This window comes from Pseudobacteriovorax antillogorgiicola (assembly GCF_900177345.1).
Classification (GTDB): Bacteria; Bdellovibrionota_B; Oligoflexia; order Oligoflexales; family Oligoflexaceae; genus Pseudobacteriovorax; species Pseudobacteriovorax antillogorgiicola.
The window spans coordinates 98,705-113,548 of record NZ_FWZT01000003.1 but is presented as its reverse complement, the minus strand read 5'-3'; the positions used below and the strand labels follow the sequence as shown (position 1 = coordinate 113,548).

General features: G+C 44.3%; 14 protein-coding genes. 8 read left to right on the top strand and 6 right to left on the bottom strand.

Annotated elements, in window-relative coordinates:
* Positions 1-4: 4 nt before the first annotated feature.
* Positions 5-886, bottom strand: coding sequence for a TIGR02147 family protein (locus B9N89_RS04995; RefSeq protein ID WP_132316213.1), 882 nt, complete (start codon positions 884-886; stop codon positions 5-7).
* A gap of 66 nt (positions 887-952) precedes the next feature.
* Positions 953-1,474, bottom strand: coding sequence for a hypothetical protein (locus B9N89_RS04990; protein WP_132316215.1), 522 nt, complete (start codon positions 1,472-1,474; stop codon positions 953-955).
* A gap of 512 nt (positions 1,475-1,986) precedes the next feature.
* Between B9N89_RS04990 and B9N89_RS04985 the strand changes: the two genes are divergently transcribed.
* On the top strand, positions 1,987-2,550 hold the full coding sequence (locus tag B9N89_RS04985) for a hypothetical protein (protein ID WP_132316217.1): 564 nt from the start codon (positions 1,987-1,989) through the stop codon (positions 2,548-2,550).
* A 242-nt stretch (positions 2,551-2,792) separates the two neighbouring features.
* Entirely contained in the window at positions 2,793-3,635 is an 843-nt protein-coding gene (locus tag B9N89_RS04980; RefSeq protein ID WP_132316219.1) for a histidine kinase dimerization/phospho-acceptor domain-containing protein, read from the top strand.
* Between the two features lie 16 nt (positions 3,636-3,651).
* On the opposite strand, the gene B9N89_RS04975 is transcribed toward B9N89_RS04980, so the two are convergent.
* A complete protein-coding gene (locus B9N89_RS04975) occupies positions 3,652-4,527 on the bottom strand; it encodes a lytic polysaccharide monooxygenase (protein ID WP_200820667.1) in 876 nt (291 codons plus the stop codon).
* Between the two features lie 277 nt (positions 4,528-4,804).
* Between B9N89_RS04975 and B9N89_RS04970 the strand changes: the two genes are divergently transcribed.
* On the top strand, positions 4,805-5,281 hold the full coding sequence (locus B9N89_RS04970) for a CBS domain-containing protein (RefSeq protein WP_159455152.1): 477 nt from the start codon (positions 4,805-4,807) through the stop codon (positions 5,279-5,281).
* Between the two features lie 272 nt (positions 5,282-5,553).
* Positions 5,554-6,750: a glycoside hydrolase family 5 protein gene (locus tag B9N89_RS04965; RefSeq protein WP_132316225.1), complete on the top strand. Its 1,197-nt coding sequence runs from the start codon at positions 5,554-5,556 to the stop codon at positions 6,748-6,750.
* An 86-nt stretch (positions 6,751-6,836) separates the two neighbouring features.
* Here B9N89_RS04965 and B9N89_RS04960 read toward each other — a convergent pair whose 3' ends face one another.
* On the bottom strand, positions 6,837-7,211 hold the full coding sequence (locus B9N89_RS04960; protein ID WP_132316227.1) for a hypothetical protein: 375 nt from the start codon (positions 7,209-7,211) through the stop codon (positions 6,837-6,839).
* Positions 7,212-7,544: 333 nt separating this feature from the next.
* On the opposite strand from B9N89_RS04960, the gene B9N89_RS04955 reads away from it, so the two are divergent.
* The 3 genes from B9N89_RS04955 to B9N89_RS04945 are packed head-to-tail and all read left to right on the top strand — an operon-like array spanning position 7,545 to position 11,689.
* Positions 7,545-8,060: a YfiR family protein gene (locus tag B9N89_RS04955; RefSeq protein ID WP_132316229.1), complete on the top strand. Its 516-nt coding sequence runs from the start codon at positions 7,545-7,547 to the stop codon at positions 8,058-8,060.
* 1 nt (position 8,061) lies between these two features.
* Positions 8,062-9,672: an ATP-binding protein gene (locus B9N89_RS04950; protein ID WP_132316231.1), complete on the top strand. Its 1,611-nt coding sequence runs from the start codon at positions 8,062-8,064 to the stop codon at positions 9,670-9,672.
* A gap of 7 nt (positions 9,673-9,679) precedes the next feature.
* Positions 9,680-11,689 (top strand): TonB-dependent receptor plug domain-containing protein, encoded by a 2,010-nt coding sequence (locus tag B9N89_RS04945; protein ID WP_132316233.1) that lies wholly within the window; start codon positions 9,680-9,682, stop codon positions 11,687-11,689.
* On the opposite strand, the gene B9N89_RS04940 is transcribed toward B9N89_RS04945, so the two are convergent.
* Positions 11,690-12,844 carry a DUF4097 family beta strand repeat-containing protein gene (locus B9N89_RS04940; RefSeq protein ID WP_132316235.1) on the bottom strand — a complete coding sequence of 385 codons (1,155 nt, stop codon included), beginning with the start codon at positions 12,842-12,844 and terminating at the stop codon, positions 11,690-11,692.
* A gap of 141 nt (positions 12,845-12,985) precedes the next feature.
* Complete coding sequence (locus B9N89_RS04935; protein WP_132316237.1) at positions 12,986-13,417, bottom strand: CBS domain-containing protein; 432 nt, start codon at positions 13,415-13,417, stop codon at positions 12,986-12,988.
* Between the two features lie 306 nt (positions 13,418-13,723).
* On the opposite strand from B9N89_RS04935, the gene B9N89_RS04930 reads away from it, so the two are divergent.
* The gene (locus B9N89_RS04930; RefSeq protein ID WP_132316239.1) at positions 13,724-14,482 is read left to right on the top strand and encodes a response regulator; all 759 of its coding nucleotides are present in this window, start codon (positions 13,724-13,726) and stop codon (positions 14,480-14,482) included.
* Positions 14,483-14,844 lie beyond the last annotated feature (362 nt).

Sequence of the window (14,844 nt, the reverse complement as noted above, 5' to 3'; positions counted from 1 at the left end):
AATCTCACTTTTTGGTCCCTTTGTCTTGAGGAGTCACGAATGGAAAGAACTGAACATTAAACTGATAAATTCGATCCTGACTTTCAATGTCTTGTGACAAAGAGAAAACTTTTTCATTGAACTCATGGATAAGGGATCGGACCAGTTCGTAGTTCTTTTCGTCGATAGCGATAGTCATCGCACTAATATTTCTCTCACTTCCCTTTACGGTAGACAGTGAATCCTTTGCGCGTTCAATCATCGCCTGATGGTAGGACTTTATGGCCATGCCTCTAATTCTGTGGCCTGTTGCGATGTTCTTACTTGTTTGGGTAAGCATTCCGGTTTCATCTTCTTCCACCAGACCGATACGCTTTAGCAAGTCGATACTCTTCTTAACTTGTTCTGGTCGGACTCGTGGTTGGATCATATCGGCTAAATCTGCAGGTTTATTCGGTGTTGATTCAAGCCCAATGAGTTCTCGAATAACCGGGTGGTACCACTCGCTAAGGTAGGTGAGGATATCCTTATCGTAGGTATCTTCCAACTTGCTTTGTTTGATTTCTAACAAAGCCTTGAACAAGTCATCGCGCTTGCGGGTTGAGCTTGTGTTGCAATATTCCGCCAGGAGCTGGAAGTACTTCTTTTCCGAACCTTTCAGTTGCAGATGCTTGCTGATCTGCTCAGCCGCCTTGGAACTCATCTTTCTTTGACCAGCCATATACTGGTACATGATATTGGTTCGTGCAAAACCCATGTCCTCGGCAAACTGATAGTATGAGTAGCCAGTATCGAGGCCTTTCATGGTAGAAAATAGGCTGCTGAGAAAGACCTTGTAATCGAGAAAGCTACTGGGCTTTAGCTCGACTAGAACCTTTTCATGGATAATTTTTAGGGTGTCGTTCACTGTTTTCCCCTATCTGAAGAGCTTTTCCCTCTTGTGAACTGTGGGAATTATCAAAAATAATGCGTGCTACTGTCTTATAACTTTAAAATTATTAGCCGTTTGAGTTTCTTGTGAAACTGTGGCTAACATACTTTCTTGACCCATTAATATCTGAAAGTTGTTTGCGATTCGACCCGTGAAGTACAAGCAGTACCACCCATTTGGATTTCTGAGTTCCATCATGCCTTTGTTGGCGACATTGAGACCGATCGTTACCAGATAAAGTGCTGGCAGTTCAGTGGCTGTTGGATCGGAGTAAATGAGGTCGCCATTGCCCTTATTTTGATCGATGTTCGCTAGAGTTGGGTTTTTTATTTCTTCGAGGGAAAAGGGGTGGTTCTCCCAAGTGTTGAGGCATTCATCTAGGGCGGTGTATTCCTCTGCTGGCTCGGCTGCTAATTCTTCAGGAGCTTCGGGTGATGACTCCACAACGTCAGGCGTCTCTGGAGTTGCATCAGCCACCTGAGGTGCTTCAGCATGCTTAATGGAGCTTTTCGAAAACTGGCCCGAGTCCGCACAGGAAGCTAAGCCTAACAAAATCATTAACATGTAAATACCTTGGTTACCCATTATCCTTCCCCCGAAAATATGTGCGGTGTCTAATCAATCTATCGGCCTTGCTGCGAATAAAACTAAGGGCAAAAAATGTATCGCTCTTTATCTAATAAAAACTGAATATTATCCTTCAGAGAATAGGTGCTTTTGAACTTTTTTGGTACAAACTCATGGTGCCAGGCTATTGGCTGTCGGAGTTATAATAGAATCGAAATATGTACAAATTAGGACGGTGTAAACCTTTGATAATACGATTTATAAGACAGCTACGTTAGGTTTCTTACATTTTCGACCGAATAGATCTGTACAAACTTCGATCGCAAAATGAAAAAGATCCTAAACTTCTTTCTGATCAGCAAATTCAGCAGTTTTTGAACCTTAGATCCAATGATTCCTTTGTACCGATAGTTGCTTGTTCGCAAAGTTTCGTAAAAAGTTCAGCGTCTGAGGTCTTTCCACCCTATCACGAACTATATAGAACCCACACTTTATGGAGGATGATTCAAATGAAATTTATTGTTGTGCTTTTGATGTCGTTTCTATCACTATTAGCCTGTGAGTCGGAAGAGTTTGCAGGTGAAACGGCACTTCGATCTGGCACTGAAGTGAATGTTGTTTCAGCAGATCAAAGGCCGGAACCTGGTAACGAAGAAAAAGGGTCAGAAAAAGGTGACGAGAAAGGCGATACAAATTCGAATGTTAAGTGCTCCAAATTAGAGGATGGCAGCTACACCGAATTAAAAATTAATGGCAACCAAGAATCCGTATCGATTGAGGATAACAAAGCCATAGTTGCTCGAATTACCGGAAACCAATCACAGTTTGATCTTGAGTTAGTTAGCGAAGAACCGGTTTCAGTCGCAGCCTTGTGCCTATTTATCGCAGGCAATCAGCAGGCGGTAACTATTCGATCGAATCTTAACATATCTCTCGTTGAGATCAGAGCCCGAGGGAATCAGGGAAAAATAGAAATTGAAATGGCCGATGGATATGCTATCGAGGATTTGCAGACAGATGTTAAGGGCAACGGCTCTACGGTTTGGCTCAACAGCATGTTGATCTCTGACTAGTGCTTAGTCACATTGAATCCTCGGCGTTGTTGTCTTCGTCTCTCAATCGTCGCTGTACGGGAGTACTATCCCCTCAATCATTCCTCGACGCCTAGCCGAGAATCCAATGTGACTAAGCACTAGTTACCATAGCCGTCATATATTCTGTCAGGTATAAAGTAGATTAGAAGTAATGCTATAATGGGAGTGTGGTCAGAAGGCCATTCTCTAACCTTGCAAGTGTAGCTTACAGAGAAATTGTGATGTTCAAGAGCTTCCATGAGAGACTCCATTTCCTCGATGAAAATACCCAGTTTAAGGCTAGAATTGGCTTTACGATATCTCTTGTTGGAGCAATATTTGCCTGGATATCTTTGGCAGCTACTCTCAGTTTCTCGCACTTGGAACCACTGATCCTTTTTCTTTCAGCCTCGCTTAGGATTTTTGCTCTTGGATCTTGCTACATGCAATGGCGAAACCCTGAGCTTGATCGGTGGCGGACGGCAACTCTATTCGCTTTTGTCCTAATGATTTTCGTAGGTATTTGTGACAAACGTGGGATTAATAATGCGCCGGCTACCATGGCCCTTGTCTTGATGCCGATTATGGCAACTCAAATTACCTCTGTTCGTCATTCTTCCTTGGTAACAGCACTAGTTTTAGTTGCTATTCTGGGAGGGTTCTCGATCGAGGCCGTTGACCTGCTACCCCCAAAAAAACATCTCGGACAAGAAATTAATCCAACCCATCGCATGATGCAGTATCTTTGCTATGCCTTCGCTTCATTCTTTGTTGGTTTGTATGCAATTAGGGGCCGTAAAGAGCACCAAAAACTTAGAGAAGAACTCGCTCATCAAGAGAAAGCACGGCAGCTTATTATTACCTATAACCATGAGATTAATAACCCTTTAGGGTCTCTTAAGGGAAGTCTCGACTTATTAACTTGCAAAGGGCAATACGACCAAAGCCTCGTTGACAAGGCGCAGCGATCTACCGATCGCATCGCGCAGGTGGTTAAAGACTTGGATCGTATTGCTAAAGGCAGTGCAGATCTAGTTGAAACAGAATACAGTCATCGAACTAGCATGGTGAAGCTGCCTAAATAGTTTCTACAAGTGTTATTTACTTCTGGCAAAGCTCCCAAGCGAGTTGCCAAGCGCTTCCGATTCCAGGTTCAAACTGATTAGACCCTTCAGACCATTGCTGGCAGTAGCCACTGTAGGGAAAAGGTCGGCATTGGTAGCTTGAACCAGTTTTTGGTTGGTAGACAATCGTGCCTGATCGGTACTCTTTGAAGCCATCTGGGAAGTCATAATCAACGTCACAGAGATTTGGGTTTGGTTCTGGCTCTGGCTCTGGATCAGGTGTTGGCTCTGGATCAGGTGTTGGCTCTGGATCAGGTGTTGGCTCTGGGTCTTGTCCCGGGTCGCCTTCTGGGAGAATTACATCGATAGTGTTATAAAAACTATTGACCGTGTCACCAACATCCCAGATAGCCAAAACCACGTGATAACCAGCCTTTGATTCTGGAATCATGCAGTGGTGTGTGAGGCTTTTAGGAGGTCGCTTCATAGCACCTTCGTAGACGCAGAAAGGACTAAGATCAAAGGAAGCCCTGGTTAGTGGCTGATCTGGGTTCCAATGGTCCTTAGTTATAAAGTAGCGCCAGTCTTTGCTAGCGTGAGGCGCTGTGAAGTGCCATCTAAAGTTGATGTGATGTTCAATTTCTGTTTTGTACCAACGTTCTAAGCTCTGCTCGTTCAGGGGGGCAAAACTTTGAAGCCCTGCGCTTGCGATAGAGCCATCTTGTGGGCCGAACTGAGGAAAGCCATCCTCTCCTTCAATGCTTTGTGGTTCCCACACAATGGCTCCACAATCCTCGTTTAATCCCTCACGACAGGCTAAGCCTCTTGAAAAAGGCTCCGCAACGTAGCCGTGAGAGAAAGCGGTCTGGCTTGCAATCCCTGATAATAATGCTGTTAAAATTCCCGTTTTCATAGTCACTCCCATGAGTAAGTTTACGATAAAGGAAGTTTTTTATGAATTGGTGGCGATGCTCAAGTGAAACTCCAGTGATCTGTGCGTGTTTTACAAAGAGCTGCCCAAAACCCGCTCAAAATCGCCCTTTTTTGTTGCATCTCAGATACAGAGCAAACCTTACGATAAGACTGAATTATCGTTTTTATAGGGAATAGTAATGCAACTTTTCTATTTTTATCCGCCGTGTAATCTTTCGATAATCTAAATGGTTGGGAATTTAGTGAAAGGAGATTCCATGCGCGTGTCAGATATAATGTCATCACCGGTCATCACTTGCCATCAGGATTGGCGATTGGAAGACGCGGTTCAATTAATGGTCGAGAAAAAAATTGGCGTTCTTCCGGTAATAGATGATCGCGGTATTCTTCAGGGGACCGTCACTGAAAACGATTTTCTACCCCACTACAGTCGTGTTGATGGACGTGGTCTTTCGGTTGCAACAATTTTTGGCGAGTACCTTGATTCAGCAGAGACTGCCGAAGACATTTTTGAGAGAGTCCGAACGGCCGCTGTCCGAGACTGCATGAACCACTTCCCCATGACCCTGACTCGGGATACAAGCCTAACGTCTACCGTCTATCAGATGTTTCATAGTAGTGGTCAGAAGGCTGTAGTTGTAGAAGAAGGTAGGCCTGTCGGCGTGGTGTCCAGTCACGATGTGATGAAGTCTATGATCAAAGTGCAGCAGTCAGCTCGATGCGCGATTGCATAGCACGTCTCTGGAGCCTGAAAAGGCAAGCCTAGTACTTGGGGCTTGCCTTTTCAACTCTCATGGGAATATTCGCCTCACCCTGCCTCAATGAACTCTAAAGAATGCCATTTCGAACCATAGTCCTACCAAAGTGTTGTTTTTTTGTCCTCGTTCGCTTTTCAATTGGGAAACTGGATAAAAGTCAAATCCTTAATTCATATTTTTAAAAAATTAACAGATGGCAGCAAAACTAGCGAACCAGTTATGGGAAATTAATCAACATTGAGGTTAGTATGGAATTTAGACTTGGTATATCGATTCTAGCGTCTGTGGCTTGTTTTCTAGGGGCTAAGAGCTCAGAAGCATTTGCCTACCAGGGTATAGGTAGCGAAAAACATGTAATGAGCTTCGCTCAAAAAACTGACCCTCTAGTGCGACAGTCTCTCTCTGGGTTGGCTGCGGCGAAGGCTATGGGGCGAGGATTTAATCTCGGGAATACGTTCGATGCCTATGGAAAAGGCTCCAATTGGCGTCGGCACGATGCTGCATTTACCAAGAGTCTGATCGATCAATACGTAAGCCGTGGCTTTACTAATGTTCGAATTCCGATCACTTGGCTTGAAAACCATGAGAATGGTACACTTGCCCTTCCGGGTGGTGGGTTGAATCGAAGCCTGGGCCGCTTTAAGGACCTGAAGGCGACCATCGACTATGCCTTGAGCAAGGGGCTTTGGGTCATTATTAATGCTCACCATGAGCTGTGGCTTAAGAAAGGCTATGATGGCAGCGAGGCAATGCGAAACCGCTTTTATGGTCTTTGGTCTGACATCGCCTGGGAATTCAAGGACTACTCCTCAAAGCTTGTTTTTCATATCCTGAATGAGCCTGAAGGGCGCTTGGGAGATTTTAATGGTGGTGCCTCACCGTATGATGGAAAATCGCAGCAATGGACGAGAGATCTCAATCTAGCTGCCTATGAGGCGATTCGTGCCACGGGTGGTATGAATGCCCAGAGGCTCGTGATGGTATCGCCAAATGCTCAAGGGAATCACGCTATGCTACGCTATGTATACCCCTTAATCAGCAGTTTACCAGGGGGTGGGCAAGACCCCTTTGTAATGGTTGCCGTTCACTCTTATGATCCTTGGCGATTTTGTGGGCCCGAAGGCAATAATGGCTACTATAGATCCAACCTAGCTAAGCTTACCGCTGATATCCGCAATGGTTTTCAGAATGTCCTCGCTTGGAAAGGTTATGGCCGGGTTGGAATTTATTATGGTGAGTATGGGGTTGGTCGTTATCAACAGGCATCCCGTGCGGAGCCGGTGGTCAAGGAGTATTATCGTCTCATGACTCAAGGTATCATCGATTTAGGGCTAGGTGGAGCTGTGTGGGATGACGGTGGTTGGTTTCGGGTTGTGGATGATTCTCGTATTGGTAAAGGGGATGCGTTTGTCTTTGGTCTCGATCGCGCCATCTTAAATCGTTAGGTTTTTTGGTTTTTGAGTCCAAGCATGAGCTATGAGACTCCCTTTAACAAGTAGAGCAACTCAGGTGATACTGGGTTGCTCCTCGATCACTTTCTCTCAACGAACATACCACTGACCCAGCCTTGCTGCTCCTGGCCTTGATCATCCTTGTACAGTACAGGCCAGTAGTTGATACTCCCCCAAATTCTGAGCGAATCTAAAGTAATCGGTGTGCCGGAGGGCACAGAGGAAACGATAACCATACTCCCACCATAGAATCGAACAACTGGAGCACCATTGGTACTGATTTTTTTGCCGTCTATAGTATCACGAATGATCCATTGATACTTTTCAGGGTTTCTAGGTATATCGATGGCGACATCTTCAAGGGAACTATACTCTTCCCTAAATATTTTCGAAGACTTTCCCCATAGTGCAGGAGTGATAAGTAGGTTCACTAAGATGAATGTCAAAAGTTTCATATATGGTCCTAATAGATTTAGGTCTCTATCGGATCCATTGGTAACGAATTTTAGCTGCGCCGCTTCTTAATTTGCTGCGAAAGGTGACACTGGATTGTTCTGCAGCTCCAAGGATACAAATGACTACTTCTTACGATTGCTCTTAACGGACTTGCGAACTTTGTAATACACTCAAGGAGCGACTTGCGTGACTTACAAGTTCACTTTGGTGTGTTAGATAGAATGCAGAAAAACAGACAGAAATTCATAATATGGTATAGGAAGGGGGGCATCTTAATGCTAATATTGAAAAAAATTAACTTCCAGCTAAACTGACTCTGGTAAATATTCACCATGCGACTTCTGAACTACATTCTGTCTGCTTCCCTTAGCCTATTTGGCCTTTCTGCTGAAGCTAAGGTGTTCCAGAAAGAAAAAGTCGAGGCTGTCCTGGTGATTCGACTTTTGTCTTTTATTCAATGGAGCAAAAGCTCCCAGACATCCCCTCATCTGTGTGTATTTAATGCGCAGGAGCACCTAGAGATGCTAAGGCAAGTCCTTCAGCACAAGTCTGCTAAGGATAGTGGTCTACTTGTGCATGATCTTCAGTCAAGCCCAAAGAGCTGTGATGTCGTGCTCTACTCAGGAATAGCTAGCCCAAAAGCTGAGGCGAAAGTCGGTTCTTATCCCAATGCAGCTCTAATAGAAACTTCTGATGCTGATGGTTGGAGTCGCAAACATACGTTAGTGAAGCTCCTTGAAAAGGATGGTTATGTGAAGTTTATCATTTATCTGGCCAATGCTAGAGCTAGATCAATTTTGGTTGATTCTCGATTATTAAAACTGGCCTACAAGATCGAAGAGAATTAAATTGAAGAATGTAACAATCGACAAATTTATTTTCTTTAACTTCTTGATTGGTCTTTTGGCAGCCCTATGTCTAATCATCGCCTTTATCCTATTTTTCGTTTTTGAAAGATTTCGGGAAGAGCAGATCACAGAAGCGAAGCTCATTACCAAAGTCATGCATTCAGAAATTATCCCGCCCTTATTGTTTGACTACCGTGAGTCAGCCAGCCAAGGGATAGCGACTTTTGGCAATTTAAATCAAGTGAGGCGTATTGTTGTCTTTAACTCACAAGACGAAGTTTTCGTTTCGTACCCAGAGGAGGGGCCTGATGAAAGTACCTTTGATGGCGATCCGGGACTTTGGAGTGGCTTCTATCGCCACGAGAGTTTGATCAGGCACGAAGGCGAAGTCGTTGGTCGATCGATCATTCATCTGGATGCCACCAAGCATCTCGATCTGTTGCTGGACACCCTAGCTTATTTGGGTGCGGTAGTACTGCTACTAGTATTTATTCTGTTTTGGCTGGCAAGGCTTTTGTCTCGGAAGGTATCGCGCCCATTTAGTCGTCTGTTAAGGTATGTTGAAGACGTCGCAACCCAGAAGAATTACCAGTATGAAGAGGTCCCTGAAAGTAAAAGCTACTATTTGAAAGAGCTGCAAACCTTTTCAGTCCGTTTTATCAGTTTGATCGATGAGATTCGAAAGAGGGATGCCGACCTCAATCGGATCAACGCAGATTTGGAGAAGCTCGTTGAAGAAAAGTCGAAAAGCCTTAAGCAAGCTCAAGAAAAACTAGTTGAGGAGGCTCACAAAGCTGGTATGGCTGAAGTCGCCTCCGGTACCGTACACAACATTGGTAATGTCCTCACGAGCATCAACACGGACCTTTCTTTGTATCGAGAAAGCACCCAATTTGAAGAATTCATTACCAAGGGATTGATGGTTAGCAAAGAGTTTCAAAAGTCTCTTGATCGTGATCATGAAAATCTAGAACGACTTAAGTTGATCAGCGAGTTCTATGTGACGTTTTTCGAGAACTTTGGGGACGCTGAACAACAGGCAAATCAAACCCTCAACAGGCTCGTAAGTAATGTCAATGTTTGTCTTGATATCATCCATTTCCAGCAGACACTAGCATCACACCAGGGCTACTTCGAAGATGTATCTGTAAAACAGCTTATTGATATCTTTCTGTCAATTAAAGAAACCTATATCAAGAATCGTAAGATTCAACTTAATCTAGAACTGAAGGACAACGACTTGGTAAGGGTTCAAAAGAGTAAGGTTATCAATGTGCTCATCAATCTCCTCAACAATGCCTACGAATCGCTTTCAGAAAAGCATATTGAGCCGAAAATCATCACACTGAGCGGGCAAAGTACGGCAGAATTCTATACCTTAGAGTTTTGCGACAATGGCGAACCCATTGCTGCGGAAGTTGTGAATAAGCTATTTACCAGTGGCTTCACTACCAAGACTCATGGACATGGCTTCGGCCTCCATAGTTGTTACAATTATATGAAGGAAATCGGCGGCGATATCTTTTTCAAGCAAGCAAAGGAAGGTCCGACTTTCGTCATCCAAATCCCCCTTTCTCAGTCTCTGCCCTTGCAGTCATCACTTGCAAAGTGAGGGCGATATGATCTTTTTTGGAAAAATTTGGTGTATAGTTCTTACCATCTGCCTGACGTCATTCGTACTTTGGGATGAAGGATTTGCTGATGAAAATTTGGTGGGGATGTCACTAGAGGAATTGTTAGGGACTAAGGTGAGCGTTGCTAGCGTGCACGAAGAAAGCCTACAAAAGGTGCCTGCCATTGTCTCTCAGTTCTCTCAAGATCAACTTAAAAAGCTTGGTATATATAGTGTCCAAGAGGCTCTTGAACTATTTACTGGGTTTTTGGTCAATCGGAGCTTGAATGGCACCAGAAATGTTGAGATTAGAGGTTTAGTGGATAGCCGCAATCAGAAGATCTTATTTTTACTTAATGAAACGCCGTATTGGTTGGCGGCTACAGGAGACATTCCAGTCGACGACATTCACATAGACTTGGTTGAACGAATCGAGGTTATTCGAGGTCCAGGAGCAGTGCTTTATGGAACCAATGCGTCTGCAGGAGTGATTAAAGTTGTTACTCGCAACAGGCAAGATTCTTCTTTAAATCTAGTTACCAATCAGTTTGGGAGCTGGGGAGTCAGTGCGGTGCACGGTGCTTACGGGGATGAGGATGATCGTTCCTGGCTAATCCATGGCAGCATCGAACGGAAAGACTATGAGGAACTTGAAGTTCGTAATAGTCTTACGGTAGATCAGAGTAGTGGAAGCTTTCTAGAGAATCTCAGCGGAACTTTAGACGATAATATTGAGAGAGATACGGTTTACTTCAACTATCAATCTGGTGGTTTGGACGTTCAAGCGCATTGGTTTAGGAGCGAGGAGCATGCTGTGACCAACGGCACGCTTATAAGCCCTAATACTTTCAATCGCTATGCAGCCCTCTTAAGTAGCCAATATCTCTGGCAGGAAGGTGATGAACAGACCAAAGTCTTTCTCGACTACAACTTGTTTTTTTCGAAAACAGAAGTCGAAGATCTATTTCTAATCTATGGTTTCGATGAAGATGGTTCAATCGAGTTTGCAAGTGATGGTTGGAAAAACTTTAGAATTCGCACTGGAGTGCAAGATTTAAGGCAAATATCAAATGAGGTGAGTGTACTAATAGGCTTTGAAACCGAATTAAGGTCTACTGGAGATTACCTCTATCGGGATCAATCTAATGGTGCGATTATTGATTCAATTGGTGGTGGAATCAGTACCACTCCTGGCTACGATAGTATTTTGCTATATGGCGAGCAAGAAGCACGAGAAGACAGTCTGTATCTGCAACTTGACTGGGACATGAGCCATGATTTTCGTACGATACTGGGCGCTAGACTAACAAAGAATGAGTTTACCGATGCTAAGCTTACCCCTAGATTGTCATTTGTCTGGCAGTTGGATCAGAAGTCAACGTTGAAGTTGCTTCAGGCTTCCGGTTTCAACTCCCCAACGTTTAGTCAAAACTCTATCATTGATAGCAATGGTCGTGCTCGTACGGAAAAAGTACGGGCGGAAACGAATCAAACTATCGACTTACAGTATCAGTACCAGGGCCAAGCCTGGAGCCTCAGTCTCAACGGCTTCTATTATAAGATCGATGACGTTATTCAGCGTAGAAATGGACTGGTCTCAAATCTGGACGGCTTTGAACGAGATGGCTTGGAGGCAGAACTGAGCTATCGACAGAGTGATTTTACTTTCCTTGCAAATACCAGTTATTTGCGTCAGGGATATAGTGTTCGTGACAATGACCCAGCTGTAAATTTCACACCTCGTTTTCTGGCAAACCTAGGCGGCGTTTGGCAGCTCAACTCTAAGGCCAGCCTGGGAATCCGGGCTCAGTATATCGGTCCTCGTTACAACGCTAGACCATATTTTGATATCGCTTCAAATCTTTCTTTTGGTTGGAGTGAGTGGCTGAGCTTTGACGTTGGATTCAAGGGGATGATGGGATTAGAGAGAGTCTATCCAGATGTAGTGAGCTACCGAGAAACCACAATCCGTCGGATTCCTCGGCTTGTCTTTCTGAAAGTCTCTTATGAAAGCTAACTATAGGGTTTTTCGGATATTGATATCGCCATGAGAGCTGTGAAGCTTCAGCAACTGATTGCTGCTGGCGTCCTTATTTTTTTGTTGGACTCGTCTAGCGAATGATTGGCTGCGATCGGAGTCGATAATATTGATCTTATCAGCTCGAAGATCAAGCTCTGACTTAAACTCCTTGGGAAGAAAAACATCGATATCTTGATGACTGGTTCGAGCGTCTAGGGAAAAGCCTTTGTCGAGGCTCGCTTGCCTGAACTCGATTGCTGTGTGGCTTCCCATCAGAGTAACCTGTCCAAATTGCCCATCGAGATTGAACGATCCATGCTCTCCTTCAATATTAACGCTCTTACTGACTTTCCCACTCAGAGTCAGCTTGCTATGACGGCTTTCCCATTGTAGCGATTGAGCTGTAATGGCAAGTTTGGCACTCCCGTGAGAGTTTTCACCTTTTGTGGTATTACCTTTAAAGCCTTCAATTTGCAGGTCACCATGATTTTGAACGATCTCAAGATGAGATGCAGATACGTCTTCAATATCTTGGTCTCCATGTCGCCAGGCTATGCTAGCTTGTTCGAGGGCACGGATGGCAGAGATATTTGCGTCCCCGTGCTTGCCTTCAATGTCTACGGACTTTGCCTGAATGGAACCAACTTTTAAGTCTCCGTGCTTGGCTTCGAGTTTGAAGCTCCCAGTCACTTGGGCTCTTGAAATTTCACTTCTACCATGAGCGGTTTCAATATCTGCTTGCAAAGCTATTAATGTATCCCACTTCAATTTGCCGTGATTCAAATCGAGTTTAAGGGCAGCCAGTTTCGTAGAACCCAAAAGTACTTTAAGCTGACGATCGACACTACAGCGTCGCGATGTGCTGCTTTCGACAAACTTCGTTTCAAGGCTTAGATTTTTTGTGCTTTTTTCGCTGCTTATGGTCATGAGGCATTCAGGTTTTACATTTCCTTGAAAATCTTGAGTTAACGTAAGACCGATGCTTTCGTCATTGGATGCAACGATTTCCAGATCAAGGTGAGAGAAATCCATCTCCAATTCTGTGATATCGTTGAGCGAGAAACGCTTGGTTTCCGTTCGAGTTTCTGCGAGTAGTATCGCGCCTTGGGTAGCAAAAAGGATAGATATAAGAAATCGTATAGTGCTGTTCATTGAAACCCCTTAGAAGTGATTCGATCCCAAGAGAGACTTATACTACATGATTAGCAAGACTATAAGTCTAAAAGAATTCATGGGACGATTGTATTTTCATTAGGGCTAGGGCACCCCCTGTCAGAGGTGCCTTTGAGTTCGTCAAGCTTCTGCTAGATACTCCATGATGTCGGTTGTTGTGATAATTCCTAGAAAGTCCTCATTTTTAGTGTCGACCACAGGAAGCGAATGAAAACTTTCACGGGCTAGGACTTTTGCAGCGTCTCTTAAAGTTGCTTTGGGGTTGATGGTGGTAGGGTTTTGGGTCATTAGATCGTCAATGGTTTTCATATTATCAAGGACCGCCCAAACTTGGCGCTCGTCCTGACCAAATGAATCTGAATAGCTGACTCTGAGAAGGTCGGACAAGCTCACGATACCGACCAATCGGCCCGACTCTAAAACCGGCAAATGGGTAAACGAATTTTCGGAAAAAATCTTTGCAACCTCAGAAACCTTAGTAGTTCGATCAATGGCTACTGGCTCTCTTGTCATGATTTCGGAAACAGGGTGATTTGTGCGGATCTTTGACATAACGTACTCCCAAGGTGTTAAAACTACTCATTGGATTTTAAGCAATTCCCTTGCCAACGGTAAAAGTACGGTCATGTACGAAAATCGATGGTGAAACTGCGCGTATTCGATCATTGTTGGCCCAAATAGAGCAAAGTTAGTTTTTTTAGCGAGATTTACCACTAAGTCAGTTAATGCTTTCAACTTTGAGCCGATGAGGCTGTTGAGAGAGGGAGGGTCTGCCGTGAAATTAGTGCCCACATCGGAAGGTGCGAACGAAGATGACTACCGGCGGGATGCTGCGCTTGTGGTCGAGACACGAGCCTTATGACAGAATTACTGCGTAAGATTCTAGAAGACGAGGGTTATCGAGTCTTTGAGGCAAGTAATGGCCCTGAGGCGGAACAGGTGTTTCTTGATAACCCCCATATCCGACTCGTTCTATGCGATATCAACTTAGGTGATGGCGAAAATGGCTTTGATGTTCTATCTCATATTGTTCCCAAGAGGGCTGAGAGGTTTTTCAAATTTTGCTTTGTGACCGCAAGTCACCAAGAGGGTTTGCGAGATACGGCACTGCGGTTCGGAGCTGATGAGCTTATCCACAAGCCTGTAAGTCCCAAAAAGCTTCGGGAAACCATTGCTTTATTGATGGGAGGCGCTAATTCACAGAATCTTGAGGAAGACGACGTTCGGATCAAACTAGACAACACTCATGGGGAGATAGTGGATAGTCCCATGAAACCACACATTACTATTCTAGAGCTAACCAGGTTTACAATGCTACTTGAGGTGTCTGGGCATATTGTCAAGGGCTACTCCATTAAAGTGTATTCACCTCGACTCGCGCGCTTCCTTGAAGCTGATACCCCATTTTTTACATTAAGGGTTGAAAATACCATGACGGTAAGTGCGGCACGCAAGAAGGCTGAGTCTCGTGGCAAAAAACTTGCGTACGAACAATGTAAGGATACTAATACCCTGATTCGATGCAATATCCTCGATCTGACGAGTGTTGCAGCAAATGGCATCGAGGCCTTGAACAATAGACTTCAAGAAAAGAAACGAGCTGATACCGCAGTGTAAGGGAATTAATAGTCAATTTCAGGTTTGGACTAAAACGAGCCAGGGGCTATTGATGATGAGAACACAAGCGTATAATATGCCTTGGTAAATTATAACCCCTTGTCGCTCGTCATCAACATATTGCCTCTTCCTCGCTCCTAGCCTTGTCTTGATCAAGCCAGTCCAGCTGCGGGTCTTCAAACGTCAAATGCTTCAAAGCAATTCCATATATTCTTACGATTAAGAAAGATTTTTCCTCCCCGGATTTAAGTTGGACTGGGAAATGCTTCTGGGATATGCCTGAAAACGTTGAAGTCACTCCATATATTTGTTAAGGAAACCAGCTGCGAACCGATCTAAGAAGGAGAGAGAATCGGTAAATC

What these genes read in the sequence shown, in the direction of transcription:
- B9N89_RS04940 (WP_132316235.1), bottom strand. Translation starts at nt 12,844, where the DNA reads ATGAACAGCACTATACGATTTCTTATATCTATCCTTTTTGCTACCCAA.
- B9N89_RS04965 (WP_132316225.1), top strand. Translation starts at nt 5,554, where the DNA reads ATGGAATTTAGACTTGGTATATCGATTCTAGCGTCTGTGGCTTGTTTT.
- B9N89_RS04975 (WP_200820667.1), bottom strand. Translation starts at nt 4,527, where the DNA reads ATGAAAACGGGAATTTTAACAGCATTATTATCAGGGATTGCAAGCCAG.
- B9N89_RS04955 (WP_132316229.1), top strand. Translation starts at nt 7,545, where the DNA reads ATGCGACTTCTGAACTACATTCTGTCTGCTTCCCTTAGCCTATTTGGC.
- B9N89_RS04990 (WP_132316215.1), bottom strand. Translation starts at nt 1,474, where the DNA reads ATGTTAATGATTTTGTTAGGCTTAGCTTCCTGTGCGGACTCGGGCCAG.
- B9N89_RS04980 (WP_132316219.1), top strand. Translation starts at nt 2,793, where the DNA reads ATGTTCAAGAGCTTCCATGAGAGACTCCATTTCCTCGATGAAAATACC.
- B9N89_RS04935 (WP_132316237.1), bottom strand. Translation starts at nt 13,417, where the DNA reads ATGTCAAAGATCCGCACAAATCACCCTGTTTCCGAAATCATGACAAGA.
- B9N89_RS04960 (WP_132316227.1), bottom strand. Translation starts at nt 7,211, where the DNA reads ATGAAACTTTTGACATTCATCTTAGTGAACCTACTTATCACTCCTGCA.
- B9N89_RS04930 (WP_132316239.1), top strand. Translation starts at nt 13,724, where the DNA reads ATGACAGAATTACTGCGTAAGATTCTAGAAGACGAGGGTTATCGAGTC.
- B9N89_RS04985 (WP_132316217.1), top strand. Translation starts at nt 1,987, where the DNA reads ATGAAATTTATTGTTGTGCTTTTGATGTCGTTTCTATCACTATTAGCC.
- B9N89_RS04945 (WP_132316233.1), top strand. Translation starts at nt 9,680, where the DNA reads ATGATCTTTTTTGGAAAAATTTGGTGTATAGTTCTTACCATCTGCCTG.
- B9N89_RS04970 (WP_159455152.1), top strand. Translation starts at nt 4,805, where the DNA reads ATGCGCGTGTCAGATATAATGTCATCACCGGTCATCACTTGCCATCAG.